Origin of the sequence: Geosporobacter subterraneus DSM 17957, assembly GCF_900142145.1 — a bacterium.
Taxonomy (GTDB): Bacteria; Bacillota; Clostridia; order Peptostreptococcales; family Thermotaleaceae; genus Geosporobacter; species Geosporobacter subterraneus.
The window spans coordinates 62,967-87,574 of record NZ_FQZV01000014.1 but is presented as its reverse complement, the minus strand read 5'-3'; the positions used below and the strand labels follow the sequence as shown (position 1 = coordinate 87,574).

28 protein-coding genes are annotated in these 24,608 nt (G+C 41.6%); 10 read left to right on the top strand and 18 right to left on the bottom strand.

Going from position 1 to position 24,608, the window contains the following annotated elements; genetic code table 11:
- Window positions 1–202 (bottom strand): hypothetical protein (locus BUB56_RS19650; protein WP_330392575.1); only part of this gene is annotated, 202 nt, incomplete at its 3' end.
- Between the two features lie 162 nt (window positions 203–364).
- Between BUB56_RS19650 and BUB56_RS06465 the strand changes: the two genes are divergently transcribed.
- Together BUB56_RS06465 and BUB56_RS06460 are read left to right on the top strand one after the other, a co-directional pair.
- Window positions 365–805, top strand: a complete 441-nt coding sequence (locus BUB56_RS06465; RefSeq protein WP_110940552.1) for a hypothetical protein — start codon at window positions 365–367, stop codon at window positions 803–805.
- A 7-nt stretch (window positions 806–812) separates the two neighbouring features.
- Window positions 813–1,241 carry a ferritin-like domain-containing protein gene (locus BUB56_RS06460; RefSeq protein WP_190014258.1) on the top strand — a complete coding sequence of 143 codons (429 nt, stop codon included), beginning with the start codon at window positions 813–815 and terminating at the stop codon, window positions 1,239–1,241.
- Between the two features lie 16 nt (window positions 1,242–1,257).
- On the opposite strand, the gene BUB56_RS06455 is transcribed toward BUB56_RS06460, so the two are convergent.
- From BUB56_RS06455 to BUB56_RS06445, 3 genes are all read right to left on the bottom strand, one after another.
- Window positions 1,258–1,689 carry a metal-dependent transcriptional regulator gene (locus BUB56_RS06455; protein WP_110940551.1) on the bottom strand — a complete coding sequence of 144 codons (432 nt, stop codon included), beginning with the start codon at window positions 1,687–1,689 and terminating at the stop codon, window positions 1,258–1,260.
- A 357-nt stretch (window positions 1,690–2,046) separates the two neighbouring features.
- The gene (cphA, locus tag BUB56_RS06450; protein WP_110940550.1) at window positions 2,047–4,683 is read right to left on the bottom strand and encodes a cyanophycin synthetase; all 2,637 of its coding nucleotides are present in this window, start codon (window positions 4,681–4,683) and stop codon (window positions 2,047–2,049) included.
- 17 nt (window positions 4,684–4,700) lie between these two features.
- A complete protein-coding gene (locus tag BUB56_RS06445) occupies window positions 4,701–5,552 on the bottom strand; it encodes a cyanophycinase (RefSeq protein WP_110940549.1) in 852 nt (283 codons plus the stop codon).
- A 266-nt stretch (window positions 5,553–5,818) separates the two neighbouring features.
- On the opposite strand from BUB56_RS06445, the gene BUB56_RS06440 reads away from it, so the two are divergent.
- The 3 genes from BUB56_RS06440 to BUB56_RS06430 all read left to right on the top strand — a co-directional run bounded on the left by BUB56_RS06440 (window position 5,819) and on the right by BUB56_RS06430 (window position 9,054).
- Window positions 5,819–6,931 carry an NAD(P)/FAD-dependent oxidoreductase gene (locus BUB56_RS06440; RefSeq protein WP_110940548.1) on the top strand — a complete coding sequence of 371 codons (1,113 nt, stop codon included), beginning with the start codon at window positions 5,819–5,821 and terminating at the stop codon, window positions 6,929–6,931.
- Between the two features lie 120 nt (window positions 6,932–7,051).
- Entirely contained in the window at window positions 7,052–8,143 is a 1,092-nt protein-coding gene (locus tag BUB56_RS06435) for a PfkB family carbohydrate kinase (protein ID WP_110940547.1), read from the top strand.
- Window positions 8,143–9,054 carry a pseudouridine-5'-phosphate glycosidase gene (locus BUB56_RS06430; protein ID WP_330392574.1) on the top strand — a complete coding sequence of 304 codons (912 nt, stop codon included), beginning with the start codon at window positions 8,143–8,145 and terminating at the stop codon, window positions 9,052–9,054. Before BUB56_RS06435 ends, BUB56_RS06430 begins: the two co-directional genes overlap by 1 nt.
- A 391-nt stretch (window positions 9,055–9,445) precedes the next feature.
- Here the strand turns inward: BUB56_RS06430 and BUB56_RS06425 are convergent, their stop codons facing one another.
- The 4 genes from BUB56_RS06425 to BUB56_RS06410 all read right to left on the bottom strand — a co-directional run bounded on the left by BUB56_RS06425 (window position 9,446) and on the right by BUB56_RS06410 (window position 13,158).
- Complete coding sequence (locus BUB56_RS06425; RefSeq protein ID WP_110940545.1) at window positions 9,446–10,183, bottom strand: ABC transporter permease; 738 nt, start codon at window positions 10,181–10,183, stop codon at window positions 9,446–9,448.
- A complete protein-coding gene (locus BUB56_RS06420) occupies window positions 10,176–11,096 on the bottom strand; it encodes an ABC transporter ATP-binding protein (protein ID WP_110940544.1) in 921 nt (306 codons plus the stop codon). The genes BUB56_RS06425 and BUB56_RS06420 overlap by 8 nt, the downstream gene beginning before the upstream one ends.
- Window positions 11,097–11,440: 344 nt before the next feature.
- Window positions 11,441–12,457, bottom strand: coding sequence for a sensor histidine kinase (locus tag BUB56_RS06415; RefSeq protein WP_110940543.1), 1,017 nt, complete (start codon window positions 12,455–12,457; stop codon window positions 11,441–11,443).
- Window positions 12,454–13,158 carry a response regulator transcription factor gene (locus BUB56_RS06410; protein WP_110940542.1) on the bottom strand — a complete coding sequence of 235 codons (705 nt, stop codon included), beginning with the start codon at window positions 13,156–13,158 and terminating at the stop codon, window positions 12,454–12,456. Before BUB56_RS06410 ends, BUB56_RS06415 begins: the two co-directional genes overlap by 4 nt.
- A gap of 193 nt (window positions 13,159–13,351) precedes the next feature.
- On the opposite strand from BUB56_RS06410, the gene BUB56_RS06405 reads away from it, so the two are divergent.
- Genes BUB56_RS06405 through BUB56_RS06390 form a run of 4 tightly spaced genes read left to right on the top strand, consistent with a single transcriptional unit; the run spans window position 13,352 to window position 15,412 of the window.
- Window positions 13,352–13,924 carry an RNA polymerase sigma factor gene (locus BUB56_RS06405; RefSeq protein ID WP_110940541.1) on the top strand — a complete coding sequence of 191 codons (573 nt, stop codon included), beginning with the start codon at window positions 13,352–13,354 and terminating at the stop codon, window positions 13,922–13,924.
- A 3-nt stretch (window positions 13,925–13,927) separates the two neighbouring features.
- Window positions 13,928–14,371, top strand: a complete 444-nt coding sequence (locus BUB56_RS06400; RefSeq protein ID WP_110940540.1) for an anti-sigma factor family protein — start codon at window positions 13,928–13,930, stop codon at window positions 14,369–14,371.
- On the top strand, window positions 14,368–15,051 hold the full coding sequence (locus tag BUB56_RS06395) for a DUF2953 domain-containing protein (protein WP_110940539.1): 684 nt from the start codon (window positions 14,368–14,370) through the stop codon (window positions 15,049–15,051). Before BUB56_RS06400 ends, BUB56_RS06395 begins: the two co-directional genes overlap by 4 nt.
- Window positions 15,041–15,412: a GerW family sporulation protein gene (locus BUB56_RS06390; protein ID WP_110940538.1), complete on the top strand. Its 372-nt coding sequence runs from the start codon at window positions 15,041–15,043 to the stop codon at window positions 15,410–15,412. The genes BUB56_RS06395 and BUB56_RS06390 overlap by 11 nt, the downstream gene beginning before the upstream one ends.
- A gap of 37 nt (window positions 15,413–15,449) precedes the next feature.
- On the opposite strand, the gene BUB56_RS06385 is transcribed toward BUB56_RS06390, so the two are convergent.
- The 4 genes from BUB56_RS06385 to BUB56_RS06370 all read right to left on the bottom strand — a co-directional run bounded on the left by BUB56_RS06385 (window position 15,450) and on the right by BUB56_RS06370 (window position 18,130).
- The gene (locus BUB56_RS06385) at window positions 15,450–16,475 is read right to left on the bottom strand and encodes a S66 family peptidase (RefSeq protein WP_207650406.1); all 1,026 of its coding nucleotides are present in this window, start codon (window positions 16,473–16,475) and stop codon (window positions 15,450–15,452) included.
- 219 nt (window positions 16,476–16,694) lie between these two features.
- The gene (locus BUB56_RS06380) at window positions 16,695–17,162 is read right to left on the bottom strand and encodes a nucleoside recognition domain-containing protein (RefSeq protein ID WP_110940536.1); all 468 of its coding nucleotides are present in this window, start codon (window positions 17,160–17,162) and stop codon (window positions 16,695–16,697) included.
- A complete protein-coding gene (locus tag BUB56_RS06375; RefSeq protein WP_110940535.1) occupies window positions 17,156–17,584 on the bottom strand; it encodes a nucleoside recognition domain-containing protein in 429 nt (142 codons plus the stop codon). The genes BUB56_RS06380 and BUB56_RS06375 overlap by 7 nt, the downstream gene beginning before the upstream one ends.
- Window positions 17,585–17,662: 78 nt before the next feature.
- On the bottom strand, window positions 17,663–18,130 hold the full coding sequence (locus BUB56_RS06370) for an NUDIX domain-containing protein (protein WP_110940534.1): 468 nt from the start codon (window positions 18,128–18,130) through the stop codon (window positions 17,663–17,665).
- 192 nt (window positions 18,131–18,322) lie between these two features.
- Between BUB56_RS06370 and BUB56_RS06365 the strand changes: the two genes are divergently transcribed.
- The gene (locus BUB56_RS06365; RefSeq protein ID WP_110940533.1) at window positions 18,323–19,462 is read left to right on the top strand and encodes an aldo/keto reductase; all 1,140 of its coding nucleotides are present in this window, start codon (window positions 18,323–18,325) and stop codon (window positions 19,460–19,462) included.
- Between the two features lie 14 nt (window positions 19,463–19,476).
- Here BUB56_RS06365 and BUB56_RS06360 read toward each other — a convergent pair whose 3' ends face one another.
- The 6 genes from BUB56_RS06360 to BUB56_RS06335 are packed head-to-tail and all read right to left on the bottom strand — an operon-like array spanning window position 19,477 to window position 24,519.
- On the bottom strand, window positions 19,477–19,956 hold the full coding sequence (locus BUB56_RS06360) for an L-2-amino-thiazoline-4-carboxylic acid hydrolase (protein WP_110940532.1): 480 nt from the start codon (window positions 19,954–19,956) through the stop codon (window positions 19,477–19,479).
- A 27-nt stretch (window positions 19,957–19,983) separates the two neighbouring features.
- Window positions 19,984–20,691 carry an ABC transporter ATP-binding protein gene (locus tag BUB56_RS06355; RefSeq protein ID WP_456297984.1) on the bottom strand — a complete coding sequence of 236 codons (708 nt, stop codon included), beginning with the start codon at window positions 20,689–20,691 and terminating at the stop codon, window positions 19,984–19,986.
- Between the two features lies 1 nt (window position 20,692).
- A complete protein-coding gene (locus tag BUB56_RS06350; protein ID WP_110940531.1) occupies window positions 20,693–21,454 on the bottom strand; it encodes an ABC transporter ATP-binding protein in 762 nt (253 codons plus the stop codon).
- A complete protein-coding gene (locus tag BUB56_RS06345; RefSeq protein WP_242946234.1) occupies window positions 21,396–22,370 on the bottom strand; it encodes a branched-chain amino acid ABC transporter permease in 975 nt (324 codons plus the stop codon). Before BUB56_RS06345 ends, BUB56_RS06350 begins: the two co-directional genes overlap by 59 nt.
- Before the next feature lie 52 nt (window positions 22,371–22,422).
- Window positions 22,423–23,301 (bottom strand): branched-chain amino acid ABC transporter permease, encoded by an 879-nt coding sequence (locus tag BUB56_RS06340; RefSeq protein ID WP_110940530.1) that lies wholly within the window; start codon window positions 23,299–23,301, stop codon window positions 22,423–22,425.
- Window positions 23,302–23,361: 60 nt separating this feature from the next.
- Window positions 23,362–24,519: an ABC transporter substrate-binding protein gene (locus BUB56_RS06335; protein WP_110940529.1), complete on the bottom strand. Its 1,158-nt coding sequence runs from the start codon at window positions 24,517–24,519 to the stop codon at window positions 23,362–23,364.
- Window positions 24,520–24,608 lie beyond the last annotated feature (89 nt).

Genomic DNA, 24,608 nt, shown 5'->3' with positions numbered 1-24,608 from the left:
CATAAAGCATAGCCTCAAGAGAATAGTCTCGATTGGTACCTAGTGAAGAATAATACTTTTGATAAAAAGAAAAAGGGATAAACGGAGTAATATCAATATGTTGGTTTAATAGAGAAAGTAGATTATTTTGATCCTGATGAAAGAACTTATCAAATTCAGATGAGATATCACAAAGATTTAATTGTTTCGCTGAAATTGGCATAAGTTTCTCCTTTCTTGTAAGTTTTGAGTTATGTACAATTTCACAATGTATATATACCCAAAACGGGGGAAACTTAGCCATTTCAATAGATTAAAATGCAGTATTTGTGCGAGTTGTAGAGTTCTGCAACGAGCTAAGTATACACACAAAGGGGGAATTGGATTGACACAAACAATTAACTTCGAGGCGCTCATTGAAGAAGTGGGAAGATGCTGTCTTTCCCAAAATGCCTGTGGCTCCTGTGCCAAAGAGCAGTGCTTGGTAGGTTATTCAAAAAAATCACTACTCACTGCGATCCGACAGCAAAGTGAATTTATTGATGGAGGATATCATGCAATACCCTATCAGGATACGAAGGTCTATGATGACGATATCCTCATAGATGTACTGGGTTTTCTTCTAAATCAATGTAAAAACTGCAACTTGTATCACGATGAAGAATGTGTCATTAACATTATAAGAAGTGCTTTGGAGGTTGTTCTGTTAGGCGATGCACAAGAGTATAAGGGCAGTTCCTTTATTTATCTCAACGATATTAAAAGGATTAATCCCCATGTAGCAGATGAAATATATGCCGCTTTTCAAAAGCGTAAGAAAGGATGATCATTTCATGGAAAAAATTAGCTTAACCCAGGAAAATAAGATTGGTGAGACAAAAGGCACCGCATTAGAGCGTATTGTAAAACAAAATTTTGTCGGTGAAACCAGTGAAGTAGGAATGTACTTAGCAATGGCCCGTTTAGCACAAAGACAGGGTTATCCTGAAATCGCAGAGGTCTTAAAGACAATGGCTTGGGAAGAAGCAGAGCATGCTGCCCGTTTCGCAGAGCTTAATGGCATGATACAGGAAGATCTGTTTGATAATATTCGCCAAATGTTAGAGGGTGAAATCTTCGCCAATCAAGGGAAGCTTGAAGCTGCTGAAAAAGCAGAGGAATTAGGCTTGGATGCTGCCAGAGATTACTTCAGTGAATCTTCAAAGGACGAGGGGCGCCATGCGCGAATGCTGGAAGGTATTTTAAGCCGATACTGTAAATAAACAAAATTTGAGGAGCCTACTGCTCCTCTTTTTTTTCCTGCTGATTATCACAGTAACGGGTAAACCGCTCCATGATATCCTGATCCTGTTTAAAAAACTCTACCAAACGCTCAATGGCAAAAACGGTCTCAGGCATCAGCTGGCTTTCCAGTCTTCCCGCTTCCTCAGCGGGATCCCCCTCGCTGTTAATAATGAATAAAAACTCCTGCAATATGCTGTTACGCTTCACAATCAGCTTTCCCAGCTCTGCCCCTTCTTTCGTTAGTCCGATTACACCGTGGCGATAATATTGGATATAGCCTTCCCGATGCAATCTTTTTAGAATCCTAAACAACATCGCAGGTGTAGATTCAATATGTTCACCTATTTCTTGAGGTGTAAAAGTAGTTTTTTCTAAGGACAATTGATAGATTTCCTCTAGATAGCCTTCTAAATTTTGCGTAATCATGGAAGCCCCCCCTTTAAAGAATTCCTATACACAATCATCCTTGGAGTCAATTCCCCAAGGATGATTGTATATAGGATAGCCTTAACAACACTATCCATTAAATAATATTTCTTTTTTTAGAAATTATGCTTAACTATGGATATTTTCATCTCATTATCTTATCATAGGCGTCAATGTAATCCAATTATTTCCAAATAAACCTTAGAAGCATGTCATTCTGAGCGTTAGCGAAGAATCTTATAGAACATAAGCAAGATTACTTTTGATTATCAGAATATATCATCTAGCTTAAAGATCCTTCGACTCCGTTTTACTCCGCTCAGGATGACAAATTATGGGTTAAGTTGACGCCTATGATTATCTTATTAGACGCTTACTCTCCATCATCAAGATTTGCTTCTGGCTGAATTTCTCGATGGTTTTCTTGATTAATTCCAGTTCTTCATAGAATACGATGACGATATCTCCGGCCTTTGCCATATTCATAGCCTTCTCTAATGCAACTTCCTCTAAAATCTCAATCTCGATTTTTTTAGGATCAGCCCCGCCTTTCAGGCAGCCATCATAGAGTATTTCTGCTACTTCCCCCCATGCCCTGCCCCTTTTATCTCTGTCTTCCTTGATAAAAATGTGGTCAAAGCTTTGGCCTGAAATAATTCCCACCTCTTTGATGCTAGTATTTAGCCGGTCGCCTGGGACTCCGATAACGCCGATCAAGCGGTTAATTTTCATTTTTCTAAGTCCTTCAATAACCTTTTTATAACCGTCAAAATTATGTCCATAATCCACTACAACTTTGAAATCTGCTACATCATACATATTGAATCTTCCAGGATTCTGCTCTTCGTCACATCTAAAATTGATTAGTGCCCGGTTAATGATCTCCGAGCTGATTCCCAATCCCCATGCAGCAGCAGTTGCTGCTAAGCTGTTTTCAACATTGTGAGTCAGCAGACCTCCAAAGGTGGCTGGAATATTTTCTACATTCACAACTGGAATCTGTTCCTGGTCAGTGGCCAGATAAATGATATTGTCTTTGATATATACTACCCGACCTCCATCCTGGATATGCTTAACTACATACTTGTTGCTGTGATCCTTTGAGAATAGAATCAGCTGTCCATAGGCCTTATCACGGATAGAAAGACAGTATTCATCATCTGCGTTAATAACTGCATAACCATTTTCTTTAACTGCTTCTGCTACCAATGCTTTTGTATGGGCCAGATCCTCCATAGTTTCAATACCATCAATACCTAAATGGTCATCAGTAATATTGGTGATCACGCCTACATCGGCAAGGTCATAACCCAGGCCTCTGTTAACAATTCCCCCTCTGGCGGTTTCAAGTACAGCAGCAGTCACCTTCTTATTCATTAATATCTGCCGGGCGCTTCCTGGGCCTGTTGTATCCCCTTTCTCAATGCACTGATTGTCGATATAAATACCGCCGGTAGTCGTCATTCCTACACAATACCCCGCCTCCTTCAGTATAGCATTGATCATGCGGGTTGTAGTGGTCTTCCCATTAGTCCCTGTCACAGAAACCAAGGGTATGTGATAGGATTGATCATCGGGAAACAGAGAACGGACAATCTCTTCTGCAACATTTCTTGAAACTCCCGCAGAAGGATAATGATGCATGCGAATCCCCGGAGCAGCATTAATCTCTATAAGTGCACCTCCGGTTGCCGATAGGGGTTTTGTGATATCTGTTGTGGTGACATCGATGCCTGCTACATCCAGTCCGATCAACTCTGCCGCCTTCATACAGGTACTCTTTATTTCTTCATGCACTAGATCTGTTACATCGACTGCAATCCCGCCTGTACTAAGATTATCATTTTCACGGAGATATACTTTTTCTCCATTCTCAGGAATATCTTCTAAAGATCTTTTGCTTTTCTTCAAAAGCAGCAGCATCACTTCATCTATCTTGATTTTTGTAAGGGGCTTTTCGTGACCTTCTCCTCTGAGAGGATTTTTGTTCTCCAGCTCAATCAGCTGTTCAATCGTATGCACTCCATCCCCAATAACATGGGCTGGAATTCTTTCTGAAGCAGCAACTACTTTATCTTTCACCACAAGAATTCGATAATGCTTACCTTCAATATATTTTTCTACAAGGGCCTGATGGGTATATTGTTTTACAGCTTCATAGGCTGTTAGTACATCTTCATCCGTGGTAATATTGAGGGAAACCCCCTTGCCCTGGTTGCCATTGTAAGGCTTCACTACAACGGGGTAGCCAATTTCCTTAGCAACTTCAAGAACCTCATATTCATTTTTTGCAATTCTTCCGCTTGGAACAGGTATCCCATTCTGACGCATAAAGAAATTTGTCATTGTCTTATCACAGGCTATGTCTACAGCTATACAGCTCGCCCTTTCTGTCAGCGTAGCCTGAATAAGTTTCTGTTTTGCCCCGTATCCCAGCTGCAGAAGACTACCATCACCTATTCTGATTACAGGAATCTTTCTCTTATATGCTTCCATCTCAATGGCTTTTGTACTGGGTCCTAGGTCTAACTCAACGGCTCTTTTTCGTACAGCCTCTAATCGCTCCTCAATCTGAATAGGCAAACCCTTAAGAATATGATCCACAATTTCGAAGGCCATGAGTCCTGCTTCCATAGCGGCAGTTTCATTATAGTAGGTAAATATCACATTATATATAGAGGGTGCACTTTCCCTTCTTGCTTTTCCAAATCGAACCTTATAACCCATTAGCTGCTGCAGTTCAAGGGCTATATGCTCCATAACGTGAGCCAGGTAGGTTCCTCTTTTCAACCGGACTACAAAGCCTCCTTTGTAGCCCTCTGAGCATTTATGCTCCTTCAAACCTGGTAAAATGGAAATGAGCTGTTCATTAAAACCAGGAATGTCGCATGTAGGCGTATCGTATAACTCCTCCAAATCTACCGTCATCTTGATGATAGGATTGTGACTATACAAATTCCTGCCTCTCAATGCTCTTACATTTAAGATTTTCATCTATATTCCTCCTATAATTACTGTACTGCTTTTTCATTTGTTTTTTTATTATTGCAAAACTCTGATTTAATAATGGGGTATTTTTTTGCTAAACTATAGCCATAGCCGCTAGGAAGCACATGAAGCTTTACCTCCGTTATAGCAAGAGGTTCGTTGGGATATTGTTCACAGGTGTTGGTAAAGGCTATGGTTCTTCCGTCAATCACTGTGACTACCCCAGACCCTGCCACCTGGAATTCACCCTTATGGTCTAGGATGATGGCCGTATTTTCATCGATACCAATCCCTAAAGAATGCGGATTTTGAGCAATTGCAGAGAGCAGCCTTCCAATTCTTCCCCGTTGATTAAAATGCTGGTCTATAATCACACCTTCTATAAGCCCCATACCAGGAGCCATCTTGATGGTACAGCGGCTGGGTGCTTCCTTGTCTACACCCTCCACTACCATAATCTCACTCATCATCGATGCCCCTGCGCTGGTACCAGCAACTACCTTCCCTAGCTCAACGGTTTTATGCAGATTTTCATGAATTTTAGTTCCTCCTAATATAGAAGAAATTCTCAACTGGTCTCCCCCGGTAAAAAAAATGCAGTCACCTTTTAACATTTGGTTATTAATATCATCATTATTGGCGTCCTCACGGTTTTCAATATTTAACACAATAGTGTTCTCAATGCCCAGGCTTTTAAATACCTTTTTATATTGTTCTCCGACCTCTTCAGGCTGCTGGGTGGCTGTGGTAATAAATACGAATTTCGGTTCCTTTTTATTTGTCAGCTCCACCAGCTTTTTCAGGATTACTTTATCTGTTTTCTTATCCTCAGCACCTCCGATTACCACTAGGTAAGCATCCTTGTGCATGATCATTTCTTCATCCTCCTGTAGTTCTTAGGCTCATCCAATTGCTGCAGCTATATCATATTTTTTCCAAAATTTTTCTTTTTCCATACATTACTTTATTATTTTCATTTTTGTCTAATCTATACTTTCATAACTTATTTTTGTACTTATAGTTTCGTTTACAATACTTCATACTATAGATAGAAGGGAGCGATACACGAATATCTTATTAAAGAAGGTGGAAAGATCCAATAGGGTTACAAATACTAATACCGTATTGGGAGGTGTTTTAAATGAAAGTTGCAATTATGGGAGCCGGTTTATCCGGTTTAGCCTGTGCCATTACCTTAGAAAAAAACGGCATTACCCCAAGGGTTTTTGAGAAGAGAAGCCAGGTAGGTGACCGATTTGTTAACGGTGAAATCCTGCTCTCTATCCTTTCCAGGCCCGTACGTGATGATTTAGCTTATCTTTCTGAAAAACACGGAATATACTTGCGGCCTACTGGAAATATCAAGCATCTGCATCTTCATTCACAGCACGCTCATGGAGCGATCACTGGTGCCCTAGGCTTCAACAATATTAGAGGACGCCATAAACATTCCTTTGAAAAGCAGTTGGAAAGTCAATTGAAAACAACAGAAATCATTTTTAATTCTACAAAATCCTATGAAGAATTGCTGCAGGAGTATACCCATGTGGTAATGGCTACGGGAGACGCAGCTTATGCTGCAAAGGTGCAGAATTATCAGCAGGACTTAACTGTCTCCCTTAAAGGCACCATCGTCAAAGGAGAGTTTGACCGGTATATGGCGGCAGCTTGGCTGGATCATCGTATTGCTCCGAAGGGTTATGGATATTTGATTCCTATCTCGGATACAGAGGCAAATATAGTAATTGCTTATCCAGACTATCCGGAAAACGAGAATCTGAACATAGAGAATCTTTATCATTTATTCCATCAGCGTGTATGTTGTGATCTTCAGCAAAGCTTAGAAATCGTTGATAGTTTCCAAATCACAAACTATATTATTGGCAACTGCAGATCTCCTCGTATCGGCAATACCTTTTTTATTGGAAACTGCTTCGGCTCTATTATGCCCTTTTTAGGCTTTGGGCAGTTTTCGGCAATCTTGACAGGAGTCTACGCTGCCTATGACTTATGCGGTTTAGGCAGCTACAATAAGCTCTCCATCCCCCTTAGGCGCAGCTATGAACAGTCTATCATTTTGAGAAAGGCTATGGAACAGTTAAGCAATACACAGTACGATCTTTTGGTCAGGGCTTTGAATGGCTCACTTGGCCATCGTCTCTTCCATACGAAGCGGATCAGTCCCTTGAAGGCAGCCAGTTACTTGCTGCGCCCCTTTGTGTCTGAAAAGGTTCAAAGGTTCTCTCAGGATTAGGAATCCTTATCAAATAACACTTAATAATGATACACTTATTCCCCTCTTTACGAAAATCCTTTCCTCTGATATACTGTTTTTAAGCATATGCTTATATCATAAACAAAAGCTGGTGAACAAATGACTGCTAGAGAAAAAGAAATCCTTGACCTGATTAAGCAGAATCCCCAAATCTCACAACAGGAGCTGGCTGAACGTCTCGGTATTACCCGTTCATCTGCAGCGGTACACATCACCAATCTGATGAAAAAAGGGTATATTTTAGGTAAAGGTTATCTCCTAAAAGCACAAGATTATGCAGCAGTAATCGGCGGTGCGAATATGGATATCCATGGATTCCCTAAAGACGTGCTCCTTCCTAAAGACTCCAATCCAGGCAATATTAAAACTTCACCCGGTGGTGTAGGCAGAAATATCGCTGAAAACCTTTCGAAGCTTGGCGTTGCAGTAAAGCTTTTGACTGCCCTGGGAGAGGATATTCACGGCAAACAGCTGCTGGAGGAATGCATCCACTCCGGGATTGATATGGACCATTGTTATTTTTCAAAGGATCTTCCTACCTCAACCTATTTATGTATTCTTGACCATAAAGGGGACATGTCCGCTGCCATTGCAGACATGGAAATCCAAGAAAGAATATCTATAGAATATATTCGTGAAAAGGCCCATATCATCGATCACGCATCCCTTATCATATTGGACACCAATCTTCCGGAGGACACCCTCACCTATCTGCTGCAGCATTTTCAAAATTCGACTTTCTTCTTAGATCCTGTCTCCACAGCAAAAGCAGAAAAAGTGAGAGATCGAATCGGTCTTTTTCATACGATTAAACCTAACCGGCTGGAAGCTGAAGTTCTTTCGGGCATCTCAATCCACTCGGAGGCCGATTTGAAAACTGCCGCCAACTACTTTTTTTCTCAAGGGGTAAAACGGGTATTCATTACCTTAGGGGAAGAAGGGGTATACTATGGAGACTCTTCGAAACAGGATTTTCTTCGGTGCCCTAAGGTCTCTTCCGCAAATGCCACCGGTGCCGGTGATGCTTTTGCGGCTGCCCTGGCCTACTGCCATCTCCAACAAATGTCCTTGGAAGACACGGCCCGGTTTGCTGCAGCTGCCGCCTTGGTGGCCTTGTCCCACAAAAATACCATTCATCCGCTGATGAGTATAGATACTATTCAAAATAAGCAAAGGGAGTTGAATTTATAATGGAAAAATACATAGAGATTCTACCGGAAATAAAGAGGGCCTTAGACCACAACCAACCAGTAGTGGCGCTGGAATCTACCATCATTTCTCATGGAATGCCTTATCCTCAAAATATTGAAACCGCAAAAAGAGTCGAAGACATCGTTAGGGAAAATGGTGCAGTTCCTGCGACGATTGGGATTCTCGGGGGTAAAATGAAGGTGGGTCTGACAACAGAGGAATTGGAGTATATGGGTAAGGGAGAAGATATTTTAAAGGTCAGCCGGAGAGATATGCCCTTTGTTTTGTCAAGAAAGCTAAACGGCGCTACCACAGTAGCCTCTACCATGATTATAGCTGCATTGGCAGGAATAAAGGTATTTGTAACAGGAGGGATTGGCGGCGTACACCGGGATGCTCAGGAAACCTTCGACATATCTGCTGACCTGATGGAGCTTGCCCATACCGATGTTGCCGTTGTCTGCGCCGGTGCAAAATCCATACTGGACATAGGCTTAACTCTTGAATATCTAGAAACCCACGGTGTTCCCGTGATTGGCTATCAAACCGATGATTTTCCTGCCTTTTTTACAAGAAAGAGCGGTTATTCTGTAGATTATCGTGTCAATACACCGGAAGAAATAGCCCAGGCCATGAAAGCAAAGTGGGATTTAAAGCTCCAGGGCGGTATGGTGATCGGCAATCCCATTCCATCAGAGCATGAGATGGACCCTCAGCTGATTGATCAGGCTATCACGGATGCTTTACGGGAAGCTTCCGGGCAAGGTATCAAAGGTAAGCAAATCACCCCTTTCCTTCTTTCGAAGATCAAAGGCATCACTGCCGGAAAGAGCCTGCAGTCCAACATTGAGCTGGTTTATAATAATGCAAAGGTAGGGGCACAGATTGCCGCGGCCTATTCACGATTATAGTAGTTTAAGGTTACCATCATTCGTAAAATAGGAAGAATACGACGTAAGGCGGAACCACGGGGGCGTGGTTCCCTACCATTGAAATATGTCATTCATGCGTAATGGCGGGTTTCCATGCCCGCCATTGGGTTTTGAACCTGATTGGGCCTGAGACCCAACCCTACTTTATCATCCTCATAAAGCGGTCACCCTGAGGGGAGCGAACGGGTCTAGGATTTTAAAGGCCAGATCCTTCACTCCGTTCAGGATGACAACCATATAGAACCGTACTATGACGCAATATTCTACAATTATGAATTCTTTCCTTTATGCTGAATAGGTGATTCTTTGAATATAAATGAGGTCATATACTCTTCAGCACTTTTCTCGAACAGAACCTTTCTAGAATGTCCTATTGAATATCTGCCCGATTTAAATAAAGCAAACATCCGCTTAATGATGCTAAAAACATCAATGCAATCGACAGGATAGACGGATAGATTGAGAAATTCGGCGGTACCTTTTCCATGGTCAGGACAAAGGGTACCGTCCATGGATAAATGCTTACATAATCATCAGAGTTTATTACGATGATCGCAATCACCGTTACCATGATGGTAAAAGCAATGGACGGAACATAGTTTTTAAATAGCATCGTAATCAGTAACACCGGCGGTGTCAGGCAAAACAATAAAAACCCGGTTTTCATATATTGAATGAAATGATTTGTTAATACAGATATGTTCAATGCTTCAAAACTGCCAATGACACCAAGCAGCAGGCATAAGAGAAAGGCTGCCAGCATTAATATCTGTATCCAGCCAAAAAGTACGATCAGCTTACTGATCAGCAGCCCCGTTCTGCTGACAGGTATTGTAAACAGATTTTTTAGCGTATCCTCCTGATATTCCCGGTTGATAATGTAGGTGGCAATCAATCCAAAGAGTAAAGATCCAATCATCAGGGCGATAAAGATATGGGTTTGGTTATAAAAATTTGAAAATAGGATTTCTACACCGGGACTTCGATCCCTATAAGTGATTAGCATGAAAAATACCATGACTGGCGCCACTGCCGCTCCAAGCAAACTTACCAAAAACATTTTAGAACCCTTCATTTTCATCATTTCTGTATATAGTAAGTTAAGCAATGCTTCCACCTCCTGTGAGACTGACAAAATAATCCTCAAGATTTTCTTCACTTAAGCCCAATTTGGTTACTAGAATCTGGTTTTGCACAAAAACCTGGTTAATCAAGCCAATCTCATCATAATGGGAATAGATGCGTATATGCCTTTCTTCCAATACCTTATAGTCATGAATTCCCAGCTCCCTCTCTAACAGCATGGAAGCCCGCTCATCATTAGAAACCTGCACCTCGATATACCTGCGGTTTCGATGCATTAATTCTCCAAAAGATATCTCCTCCAAAAGATTTCCCTGATGAATAATACCTATAGTGGTTGCCAGCTGCTGCACCTCACTGAGCAGATGGCTGGACATAAAAATCGTAATCTTACGGGTTTCAGCCAACTCCTTAATAAGCTTTCTCATTTCCTTAATCCCCACGGGATCCAGACCGTTTGTAGGTTCATCCAAAATCAGAAGCTCCGGATGATGCAAGATAGCCCTTGCAATTCCTAACCGCTGCTTCATGCCTAGAGAATAATTTTGTACCAACTTCTTTCCCACATCCTCTAGGCCAACGATCTCCAATGCCTCAAAGATATAGTTTTCTTTTTGCAGTCCGATCAGCCTTGCATTGATTTTTAGGTTTTCAATTGCTGTAAGATTAGGGTAAAATCCGGGATATTCGATGGTGGATCCAATTCTTTGCAGAATTGATTTTTTTGAGCTTTTGAGATTTTCTCCAAATATCTCAATATCGCCTCTGGTAGGCTGTATCAATCCCAACAGCATGCGGATGGTCGTGGTTTTTCCTGCTCCATTACGTCCTAAAAAACCGTAGATTTCACCCTTCTTTACAACAAGGTTTAGATCCTCTACCGCTTTTTGAGTACCGTAATGTTTCGATAGGTTTGTGGTTTTTACGATAACACTCATTGTATTCCCTCCTGTTTTATTCTACACAACCATCATACCCCCGCCATCTTACATAGCCCTTAAGGAATTCTTACAAGTTTCTTACATTGATTTGTTCCTCTGGCTAAAAAACGATATAGAAAATACAGACACAGATTCGCTAGTTTTGCCCTTTTGGTCGTTCTAAAGCTCCTTACGATAAAGAAACCTAAAACTTGCAAACTCACTGCGTTCAAACACGCAAGTTTTTATACGCTTTCTTTATCTGCACTCGCTAAGATTGCAAAAGGATCAAAGAGACGCTCACATAGTGTCGTGTATTTTCTTTCGCTATGAAATTTCGAGCAGCTACATAATCCAACACTCTAACTCCTTGGCAAAGAAAAAGAAAACACAGTTTTTTCAAAGGGTACACTCTCTACCCAAATCTTTCCCCCTTGTTTCTCTAATAGCTTTTTTGCAATGGCCAGTCCCAGCCCACTGCCTGCCGCACTGTTTCTTGCCTGATCTACCCGGTATAGCCGGTCAAAGAGCCTGGATAAATGCTCTGTCTCGATTCCCGGACCCTTGTCCCACACATGTACGATATAATCCTTTTCCTCAGACACTAACTGAATTCCTATTATTCCTCCAGCTTTTCCATGCTGTATGGCATTCTTTAAAAGATTTGAACAAACACGAATAATACTCATCCGGTCTATATAAACAGACTGATAGGCCTCCGGTATTTCCACCTGAAGCTTCATCTGCTGTCTTTGGAGCTCCGGCAAAAAATCGATTATGCATTCCCTTAGAAGCTCCGACAAATCACAGGGTACCGGGTGCAATGGCAAGTCCTCCGCATCCAGCTTGGCCATGTAAAAAATCTCACTAACAAGATTTTTTAAGTATCGTGCTTTAGAAAAAACAATATCTAGATATTCCTGCCGCTCCTCAGGGCTTTGGGCAACACCGTCACGGAGTGCCTCCAGATAACCCAGGATAGAAGTTAGCGGAGTCCGCATATCATGAGATATATTGGACAGCAGTCTTTTTTGACTTTCCTCAGAGCGTTGTCTTTCAATACTGGTTTTCTGCAGAAGCTCTAAGATATCATTGAGGGTTTGGGACAGCTCAGCCATCATTCCCCGATCATGGACATAAATTCTTGCATTTTCATTTCCTGATAAAATCCTTCCGGCCTGCTGTTGAATCTGTTCTGCAGCGGCAAAAATCCTTATCGATTGGAATAATAATATTCCCCATAAAACCAGCAAAAGTACCCATAAAGGCTGTCGAAGTTCGGTCCCTTCTATTTCCATGGCTTCCATTCCCAACAGAAGGAATGTAATTCCGCCACACCCAGATATCAACAAGTTAAACTGCAGCTTTTGCTTTTTCATCGATTTCCATCTCCCACAAACTTATATCCTATCCCCCAGACTGTCTGAATATACTCCGGCGCTTCCGGATTTTCCTCAATTTTTTTTCGCAGTCTTCGAATATGTACCATCACAGTATTATCATCCTCTATATATTCATCTCCCCATACCTGCCTGAAGATTTGTGCCTTTGTAAATACCTGATTGGGATGATCGGAGAAAAATTTTAACAATTGAAATTCCTTAGCGGTCAACACAATAGATTCTTGTCCCCTTTGTACACTATATGAAGCCATATCGATGGTTAGATTCCCGAAGACTTTTAACTGATTTTCATCCTGCTTCGTTCCCAGTAAAAAATACCGGCGGAGCTGCGCCTTTACTCTGGCTAACACCTCATTTATCCGGAAGGGCTTTGTGATATAATCATCGGCTCCCATCCCAAGGCCCAAAATCATATCCACCTCCCCATCCTTGGCAGTCAGCATCAATATGGGAATGTTGCTCTGATTGCGCAGCCTTCTGCAGACTTCAATACCATCCATTTTAGGCATCATGACGTCCAACAAAACCAAATGGTAAGGATATCGTTCAAAACTGGCTAAGGCCTCTACACCATCGCAGGCCGTGTCTACCTTATATCCCTCTTTCTCCAAATATTTCTTCAGCAGCATCCGAATCTCCCGATCATCCTCTGCCACTAATATTTTTCCCTGTTCCATTTTTTCACCTACTTCAATAGATTGCCATATATTTCATTCTAGCCTATTTTACCTTTTATTATCAATGGCTCTTTTGAAATAACCTCATTTTAAACAACAGACTAAAAATTTTTATAAAAAAGATATTTCTGCTGAAACTTTTTTCTTTTTATGGTGTATATATTTATGGGTAAGCTGGAAGGGGGAATTTTCCTTGGAAATTTCAGATGAGCGACTTATTCGCCTTTGTAAAGCAAATAATAGAGAGGGCCATGAGCTTTTCTACAAAAAGTACGAAAAATATATTTATCGCCTCTGCTACTACTATACCCATTCCAAGGAAGATACACTTGATCTGATGCAGGAGGTGTATCTTAAAATATTCCGAGCTTTCCACAGTTTCCAAGAAGGAAAACCCTTATTGCCCTGGATAAAAAGAATTACTGTCAATACCTGTTTGAATTTTATCCGCAGCCAAGATGGTAAAAAGCTTTCCTTAAACACATCCTTTGGTCAAGAAGGCTTCCTGGAAGATACTATTGCCGCATCCACTGACGTAGCGGAAGAGGTCAGTACCTTAGATACGAAGAACATACTGGTCCGGGCCATTGGTCAACTGCCCGGCGATATGAAGACAGCTGTTATCCTGCGCCACGTGGAGAATATGAGCTATAACGAAATTGGAGAAGTCATGGATCTGCCCATCGGTACAGTAAAAACCTATCTGTTTCGCGGGAGAAAAATCCTGATGGAAACATTAAAAAAAGAAGGTATTTGGGAGGTGTAGACAATGCAGTGCAAATTTGATTCTGATCTGCTTCACGAATACTTGGATGCCACCATTGAGCCATTGGAAAAGCTGGTATTAGAGGAACATCTAAAAGGCTGCCGCAGCTGCAGAAGGCAACTGACAGAATTAAAGCTATTATTTTGGGAGCTTGAAGATGCAGATCAAATCGAAGTTCCTTCTGAAGTTCATTTAATTCATCATCGTGTAGCAGCTGCCTTGAAAGAAGATTTATCCACCGGCAATTTTTCTGCGAAAGACTTATTAAGCCTCCAAAAAAATATCCTGGATGCTTCCTGCAGATTTGTCGGCTTTGTCCCCGGTGTGCAGGCTATCGCAAACCAGTTGGAAAAGAATATAAAACAAAAACCTCCCTCATTATATAAAACCTTGGAAAATATGATAAAGGGTACAAGAAAGTTGTATGCCCTTAGGGGGCGGCTATGATTATTTTGTGGATTCTCGGCTATTTGCTGCTGTTTCTGCTGTTTATACTTGCCCTGACCATCATTGTCCCTTTCGAATATGTTCTATCCGGTGAGCGTTATATGTATTATCAGGTTCAAGGACAGTTCATGTGGCTCTTTCGATCAGTAAAAGGATCCTTTAAAAAGGAGCAAGCCCAGGAGAGTACCTTTTCTATCCAGTTGTTTGGTTTTAGAAAAGTCATGGATATTAAGGATCACGATAATACTTCTTCTATTCCTGTCGAGAAAAAGGAAAAGAAACAGAAAAAGAAGGCAACAATAGAGAAAAAGAAGAAAAGAATGGATTGGAAGGCGTTTTTAAACCGCGGACTGCTGGAGGAGGCTTTCGGCTTTATCAAAGAATTCATGCTGCATATGGCTCCTGAAAAACTGGAATGTACAGGTGATTTTGGTTTTGAGGATCCCTACCACACTGGTATCAGCTGCGCAGTCCTATCTGCTGTTTCACCCCTTCCGGAGAGCTATGGCCTGTATCTCACCCCCCATTTTGAGGGTCCAAAGCTTGAGGGAAGGTTTTATATAAAGGGAAAGATTCAAATCATAGTATTGCTGTTTTATGCCTGTAAGCTAGCCTTTTCAAAACCTGTAAGAAAAATATTATTTCAATTTATAAAGGAGGAAATATCTTATGGCATTTAATCTGAATGAAAATGTAAATACCCTGTTTGAAAGCCTTGAAAAGTTTTTAACTTCAAAAACCGTGGTAGGTGAACCTATCCATATCGGCGAGGTTACACTGGTACCTATTATCAACCTGGCCTTTGGCGTAGGTACCGGCGGCGGAGACGGTATCGATGATAAGGGTTCCAAAGGACTCGGTGCCGGCGGCGGTGTCGGTGCAAAAGCCAGCCCAACAGCGATTATTGTGATTAAAGGCGATAGTGTGGAGATGCTCCCGATCAAAAGCTCAAACGGCTTGGAAAAGCTGATCGATATGGTGCCTGAGATTGTATCAAAGGTAAAGTCTAAGAAGGATGAGGTTTCTAAAGAAGCAGATTAATGATGAGGGTCGCAGATCATGCGACCCCCTTTAATATCTATACAAAAAATTGCAGTATCTTCGCTTTTCCCTCTGTATAATAAACTTTCGCCTGTGCACCGTTAATAAAGGTAAGCTGTGGAGGCATATGTCCAATGTCTGCATCATATAAAACCGGTATGCTTAACGCTCCAAAGGCAGCCTGCAGGGCATCCACATAAGTTAAATCTTGTGTATCCTCATAGCCCTCCACTCTGCCATAAAGAACGCCTCTGCAGTTTTTAAACCACCCGCACTGCTTCATTTGCCATAGGGTTCTATAAATATCCGAAGCTTTCATTTCACAGCTTTCCAGATACCAAATGATACCTTCCTCTTCGAATTGCTCTAGGTAAGCTTCCACCGGTGCATAGGGTGTGCCGATCAGCTTGCAGAGTACATCCAAACAGCCTCCTATAAGCCTTCCCCCAAAGTTTGCTTCCTTGCTTCCCCCGAGGGCCTTCCACTCCACTTTTTCCGTCAAATTATAGGGAGGAAATTCCGTCTCCGTAACCGCCAGCCATTCCTTCTGATAGTGGGTCAGACTATGCTGCTCAAAGCTTTCCCCTGGCTCTGTACCTAAAATATCTAAGGCTCTAAAAACCGATTCATGGACAGCAGTATTACTAAAGTCCATAAAATTTGGACCGTGGGCAGTAGCCATATTCAGCTTTAATGTCATTACAAAAAGCAGTGTACTGGTGTCAGAAAAACCCATGATCCACTTTGGGGGCAACGTATTAAGCACTTCAAAATCTAAGTAAGGTAATATATCAATTAACAGCTCGCCACCCCAAGGCGGGATGATGGCTTTGACTGCCGGATCCGTATAAAGCTCCATAAATTCCAAGGCACGGATTTCTGCCGGTCCACTGGCTGCCTTATGCTGTTTTCTGACTAGAGAGGTTTCTTTACTGGGATACCCCAAGGCTGCCATCTGCTGAATACCGTAAGCCAGTTTGTTTTCGAAAGGTCCCGTTACACCGGATGAGGGTGTACAGATCCCTATTAATTCTCCTTTTTTATAGGGTTTAGGGTATTTCATTATCATTCAGCTCCTTTCGTCATTTAAGTCATTATACTAAATGTGGAATTTTTTGTATATCCTTTTTTTGATGACAAGCAACTTTTATAAAACCGTAACGTCTAACAGATATATCAACAAAACTAAACTCCTTAAGGTGAAAACCTCCCACAGGAGGTTTCCATATAAAGAGATGTACTCTCTTAAAAAATCCCCGAATGGCAAGAACCCGCTAGAGATCTAATTCTCCAGCGGGTTCTTGCTGTATTCCTCAATATTATTTTCCATAGTCCTGGAAATCACAAAGGTCACTACAATTGCCATTAAGGTTCTGGTTCCCAGCAGCAGCCATCCATTGGCTCCTACGGCGACAAAAACCAGTGTATCTTCTATGACAGCATGACAGGCGATAAGAAACACACCGATCAAACTGGTATCCTTCTTCGTAAGATTTCCTTCTTTGGCACTTTGGAGGATAACCCCCGCTCCATAGGATAGTCCGAAAATGAGTCCAACCATAAGAGGGAATGCCGCTTCCTTCGACATTTGAAAGGGTTCTACAATAAAACTAAATCCCTTTGAAATTTTGTCCAAAACCTTATAGTCCTTTGCCAGCTCCATCACGATCATCAATGGAATCACAATTTTCGCAATAGAATAAACGGATTTTATGCTGCCAAAAAGAGCCTCTTGCAATATCCCTACCATAATAATACACCTACTCTCGATACCGCTAAGCCAGCTATTAGCGCTAGACCCATTCGTATAATCAATACATTGGAAAGCTTCATACCCAGCTTCTGAGTAATTGCCGTCTCCATAAACAAGCTGTGTGAGAAGGATAGCATAATGGCCAGAATCGTCACCTGCAATGGAGAAAGACTCATGGCTTTCATGGCACCAATGGCCGCATACAGATTAAGTACATTTCCCAAAACTAATACGATTGCCGCTTCACCAGGCAAGTGAAAAAATTGCATCAGAGGCTCAAAGAGCCTTGCAATCCAATCAATCGCCGGCGTATGCTTTAAAAAAGTTACAAAAAAATAAACAGGAACAATGATTTTTCCAAGCATCCAAGTGGTTTCAAGGCCCTTTTTAATGCCATTTTTTATTGAATTTTTCAACATCTGATTTCACCTTTCCCTATACACTTCTGCAATAACCCATAATTGTTTCGTGTCCCTACAGAATAGTATATCATAAGACTACCGCTGCTGTCCCAGATAAATGGTATGTCCAGTAAAGTTTTTTTCAGCATCCTCCCACAGCTGGAACTTAATGGTTTCCGGATATACAGCTACAGAGGTATTCTCGATTTCCGCCCGTGAATAAAACCTGGATTCTACTATAAATTGCTCCTCTACCTCAGGATCTATACCGGTTTGAACCGCTTCACTTGCTCCTTGAGCCGTAAAGAAAAGTCCTACATGATGGATATTCTTGTTCCAATCAATATATTCCCGTACGTATACCAGTCTGCCCGGCTGACATTCGATACAGCACTCTTCTCTCACTTCCCGAACCAGAGCATCGGTAATGCTTTCATCTCCTTCTATTCCCCCGCCCGGCAGGGTCAACCACTCTTCTTTTGTCTCAGGATCCCGGTGAAACACTAAAAGCAGCTCATTCTTCTGATTGAAGATAATTGCCGCCGCACGAACACGAATAAACATAATCCTCACCCTTTACTGCTTTTTCCTATCCTTATTATGCCATACCCTGATGCTTTTTCCCATAGCATATTCCCTTTTACTTTTGAAAAAGTCTATCATCCAAAGGATTAGGATATGCTATACTGGAAATAGATGTATATCTTTAGGGTCTCAAAAGGATATTATTTATTATAGAGCTGGAGGGGATAAATCATGCAGTATAGAAAATTTGGCAAAGAAAATTTTGAAATTTCATTACTGGGCTTTGGCTGTATGCGGTTACCTGTCCTAGATGGAGATGACAGCAAAATCAACGAAGCCGAAGCCACAGCCATGCTTCGAAGAGGTATTGATCAGGGTATCAATTATGTGGATACAGCCTATCCCTATCACAAAGGAAGCAGCGAGCCTTTTGTTGGAAGAGCTTTAAAGGATGGCTACCGTGAAAAAGTCTACCTTGCTACAAAGCTTCCCGTATGGCTTACCAACAACTACCAGGATTTTGACAAATACTTAAATGAACAGCTGAAAAGGTTAGATACTGACTGGATCGACTGTTATTTGCTTCACTCACTGCATAAAGAGGTTTGGGAAAAGATCAAAAGCCTAGGGGTATTAGACTTTTTAGACGCAGCAAAAAAGGACGGTCGTATTCGTTATGCAGGCTTCTCCTTTCATGATGAAGCAGAGCTGTTTAAAGAAATTATCGATGCTTATGACTGGGATTTCTGTCAGATTCAATTGAATTATACGGATACAGCTTATCAGGCGGGACTGGAGGGCTTGTATTATGCCAATGCCAAAAATATACCCGTAATGATCATGGAACCTCTAAAGGGTGGCCGCCTTACCCTAAATCCGCCCCCGGAAGTAATGGAATTATGGTCCCGATCGGAAGTAAAAAGGAGTCCTGCTGAATGGGCCCTGCGCTGGGTCTGTAACCATCCGGAGGTGAATGTTGTATTAAGCGGTATGAGTACAATGGAACAGGTTGAAGAAAATCTGAAAGTCGTTGAAGATGCCTATCCTAATACCCTAACTGCTGAAGAATTGGAAATTATCGGTGCTGTTAAAGAAAAATACCAGCAGATGATCAAAATAAACTGTACCGGATGTGAGTACTGCATGCCTTGCCCGGCTGGTGTTAACATTCCCCGGAATTTTACCCTTTATAATGATGTTTTTATGTATAATCTGCTGGATCCATCCATACATACCTATAACAACTGGTTAAAGGAAGATGAAAGAGCTTCTGCCTGTGGGGCCTGTGGCCAGTGTATGGAGGTCTGCCCGCAAAACATCGATATCATAGAACATCTAAAAGAGGTTCACAAGACCTTAGCAAAAAAATAGTCTCTAAAAAGAGACTATTTTTTCGTAATAACCATTTCACAGCAATCATCGCCCTTGCTTAGCAGCTGCTTAAACTCAAGACCCAAATGGGGGAAGCATTCTATCATTCCATAGTCTCCAAAGCTTGCCAGTTCACACAGCTTCGCTACTTCGTCCGGGCCACAGCCCAGCTTCTTCCAGGCCTCTACCAGTGCACAGTATCTAAATTTAATTACACTCTCATTCTTGTCCAGCTTCACAGGTTCCATAGCAAATGCTTCTCTTGGATGTCCGGAAAGGATGGCATTAGCAAAATCCAAGGCTGTTTTAGCCTCTCCAATAGCAATACCCTTCATATTTCCAAATTCTTTGATGGCCTTCTCTGCAATTTTATCCACATCGGCATTTTCTTCCTTAGCGTATTTTAGCAGCAAATAAAACCATCTGGCTCTGTCCTCAATCGCTGCCCTGAAAGCATCTGTTAAATCCTGCTGTGTATAAATTTTGTTGCACATTTTTATTGTCCTCCTTTAAAGTTCAGTTTACTCTCCCAAATAAGCTTTTTTCACCGCATCACTTTCTAACAGGTGCTTTGCATCATCGGCTAAAACAATTTTACCTGTTTCCAGTACATAACACCGGTGAGCAATCATTAAAGCCATTCTTGCGTTTTGCTCAATTAATAGAATGGTTGTTCCCTGTTCATTGATTTCCCTTATTAATTGAAAAATTGTTTCTACCAGTAACGGAGCCAATCCCAAAGAGGGCTCATCCAACATCAGCAGCTTGGGCTTGCTCATTAAAGCTCTTCCAATGGCCAGCATCTGCTGCTCTCCACCGCTTAAGGTTCCCGCAGCCTGATGCTTTCTTTCATAAAGCCTTGGAAACAATGCATAGATTCTCTCAAAGGATCCATTCATCTCTGCTTTGTCTTTTCTAGAAAAAGCGCCCATCTCTAGATTTTCTAAAACAGTCATTCTAGGAAAAACCTGACGTCCCTCCGGCGATAAGGATATTCCCAGCTTTACAATTTCTGGTGCAGATTTGTTACCAATCTCCTCACCATTAAACTGAATGCTGCCGGTTTTGGGTCTGAGCAGTCCTGCGATTGTCTTCAAAGTGGTGGTTTTTCCTGCACCATTACTACCAATAAGGGTTACAATTTCTTTCTCTTTTATTTCAAGAGAAATACCTTTTAATGCCTGTATGTTGCCATAGAAGGCATGCACATTTGATAACACCAGCATCATCCTATGCCCCCTTTCCCAAGTAGGCCTCTATTACACTTCTATTGTTTCGAATCTGGGAGGGTATTCCTTCTGCTATCTTTGCTCCGTGATCCAGCACATAGATTCTGTCAGAGATATTCATCACCAGCTTCATATCATGCTCTATTAATAGTATGGTTATGCCCTGTTGTCGGATTTGGCTGATATATTGGTTTAAGTCTAAGGTCTCCTGTGGATTCATTCCTGCCGCTGGTTCGTCCAACAGCAAGAGCTTTGGCTGTGACGCCAGTGCTCTAACAATTTCAAGCTTTCTTTGTTCTCCGTAGGAAAGGTTTTTTGCATATTCCTCACATTTATCTTCAAGTCCTACTGTAGCCAGCAGTTCTATTGCTTTGTCCTTGCTTTTTCTTTCTTCATCGTGAAAGGTCTTGGTACGAAAAATACTATTGAGTATACCGTTCTTTGTTTTCACATGCATGCCCAGCATAACATTTTCTAATACGCTCATGTTGGAAAAAAGCCTTATGTTTTGAAAGGTTCTTGCCATGCCAAGAGAGGTTACCCTTTCTGGAGATTGTCCTTCAATTTGCTTTCCGTCAAAGGTTATACTTCCAAAGGTAGGGCTGTATAGACCTGTCAATAGGTTAAAAAAGGTTGTCTTTCCGGCACCATTTGGGCCGATCAAGCTGACGATTTCACCCTTCATTACCGAAAGGTCTACTTGATCAACTGCTCTTAGCCCTCCAAATTGCTTGGTTATATTCTTTGCTTCCAGAAGCATCATTCTTTGCCTTCCCCCCTTTTCCAAAGCGTACTCCACCTAATAAGCCCTGGGGTCTTATCAGCATCATTAAAATCAGAATCAGCCCATAGATTACCATACGATAATCCTGCAAGGATCTTAGCATTTCCGGAGCTGTTACAAGTATGGAAGCTCCTAGGATGGTTCCAGGGATACTACCCATCCCTCCGAGAATAACGATGCTGAGTATCTGTATCGATTCGTCAAAGGTGAAGCTCTGCGGGTCAATATAGCTTACATAGTGGGCATAAAAACTTCCTGCGATTCCCGCGAAAAAGGCTCCTATAGTAAAAGCTAAAACTTTGTAATTAGTCGTATAGACGCCCATGTATTGCGCGGCCAGTTCATCCTCTCGAATGGCCATCAAGGCTCTTCCAATTCTTGAATTCACAATTCTGAAAACCACTAATAGGGTGACTGCTGCCAATCCATAAATCACATAATAATACCCGATATTGCTCTGGAGTTCATATCCAAATAAGCTAACGGATGGAATACCAGGAATCCCCATGGGCCCCCTTGTTAAGTTCATCCAGTTCAGTGCTGTGATCCTGACAATCTCTCCAAAGCCTAAGGTTACAATGGCAAGATAAGCTCCCTGGAGCTTTAGGGTTGGGATACCTAATAGCAGTCCAAAAAATGCCGCTGCAAGACCACTTAAAGGTGCAGTAATACCAAAGCCTAAACCATAACGGGTACTTAGAATAGCTGATGTATATGCCCCAATAGCATAAAAGGCTGCATGCCCTAGAGACAGCTGTCCGGTAAATCCTGTGATCAGATTTAAACTAAGACCCAGGATGATATAGATACCCACCATGATGAACATTCTTAAAGCAAAGCTGCTCAATCCTGCCAATGGAAGTACCAGTAGAGCCAAACCTAGTATAGTTATCAAAGGGCTCCATCCTATATTTTTCTTCTTGAGATATGGGATCACGGATCATCACCTACACTTTCTTCTGTACGGGTTTGCCTAAGAGTCCAACAGGTCTTACCAAAAGCACGCCTATTAATATTGCAAAAGCAATGGCATCACGATAACCCGCATGGATATATCCGGCTGCCAGAGTCTCTAGCACCCCGATCAACAAACCACCAATTACAGCACCTGGCAGTACACCAATGCCGCCTAATACCGCCGCTGCAAATGCTTTTAAGCCTGTCATAAAGCCCATCATAGGATCTACTGTTTGATAATACATACCAATCATGATTCCTGCTACTGCCGCCAGTGCAGCCCCTAGAAAAAAAGTAAAGGAGATTACCTGATCTACATGGATTCCCATAAGCTTAGCAGCCTCCATATTTTGTGCAGTGGCTCTCATAGCTTTTCCAAGCTTGGTCCTTTGAATGATCAGAGTAAGCCCAATCATCAACACAATACAAGTGCCCATAATTACCAGCTGAAAATAGGAGAGCTTAAATCCCTTAATATTCAGTGTGCCAAGATTAAAAACCATTGGGAAATTTTTGGTCTCAGATCCCCATAACAGCATCACTAAATTTTGAAGAAATATAGAAACCCCAATCGTACTAATTAGACTGGTAACCTTCGGTGCATTTTTCATTCTTAAAGGGTACAAGCAAATCTTGTCTACAAGCATCCCTAAAATTCCAGTAATCACTAAACTTAAGAGAAAAGCCATCAAGAAATTGATTTTAAAGGTAGTTATCAATATCAAACAAATAAAGGCACCAAACATATATACCGCACCGTGAGAAAAGTTCACCAGTTCTAAAATACCAAACACCATCGTATAACCAATGGCTGTTAGAGCATATGCACTTCCTAAGGTAAACCCATTGATCATTTGTTGTAATAACATTTTCTCACTCCTAATTAAATTCGGTTTATCCCCTTTACAGAGGATAAACCGCTACTTTATCTATTCAACAACCGTAAATTTTCCATCTCTTATTTGAAGCACCTTCAGGCTTTTCACAACATCTCTGTTTTCGTTGAAGGTAGTATTACCTGTTACGCCAGGGTAGTCTTTCATTTGCGCCAATGCATCACGGATAGCAGCTCTATCTGTTCCTGCTGTTTGAATCGCCTCAATCATCATGCCCATTGTATCGTAGGCTACTGCTGCAAACTGATCCGGCTCACTGTTGTATTCTACCTTAAAGTTTGTGATAAAATCTTGAACCAGTGGATTTGTATCTCCAGGGAAGAAGTTTGTAGATAAATATAAGCCTTCTACCGCATCACCCGCTAATTTGATCAGCTCTTCATTGAATAGAGAGCTTAAGCCCGCCATGGGGATATTGTACCCTAACTGCTTCATCTGCTGGGCAATCATACCTGTTTCAGAATAAAAGGCTGCTAAGAATAATACATCCGGTTTCTTTTCGTTTATCTTTGTCAGCGTTGGCGTAAAGTCCTTCGTCTGTCCTCCAATAAAGGTTTCCTCTGCTACGATCTCAGCGCCTAATTCCTTTGCAGCATTCGTAAAATTATCCTTTGCTGTAATGCCCCAGTCGTTGTTAATATAGATCACTGCTATTTTTTTGCCTTGCATTTTATTTACAACCATATCAGCTACAATGGGTCCTTCAATGGCTTGTGTATTAATATTTCTAAACATGTAAGTTCCCTGTTTCGTAAAATCAGGGTGTGAAGCGGTAGGCGAAAACTCAACTAGTCCGGCTTTTTGATAGATCGGTGCAGTGGCTAAGCTGGCTGTACTTGAGAAGTGGCCTACAACACCAACAACACGCTTGTCTTCTACAAGACGCTGGGCAACATTTGCGGCTTCCTTCGGATCGTTTTTATCGTCCATCAGAAGGATTTTTACTTCTTTTCCGTCTATTCCGCCATTTGCATTGATTTCTTTAACTTTTAAGGCTGTTCCTTTTCTAAAAGCTTCCCCATACTGTGCATAATCTCCCGATAATGGCCCAGTCACTGCGATGGTGATACTCTCTTTCACCCCATCTTTTTCGTTATTCGTTGAACTGGTTGGCTGAGAACATGCAGCCAGTACCATAGCCGTGACTAAAAGAAGTGCAATCAAGATCAAAGACTTACGGTTTTTTTTCATTGCTTCATCCTCCTGGTTTAAATTGGTTTCATGATTTTAATTACTTATATTCAAATCGGATTTATTGGTTTTATTGTATCAGTGAAATG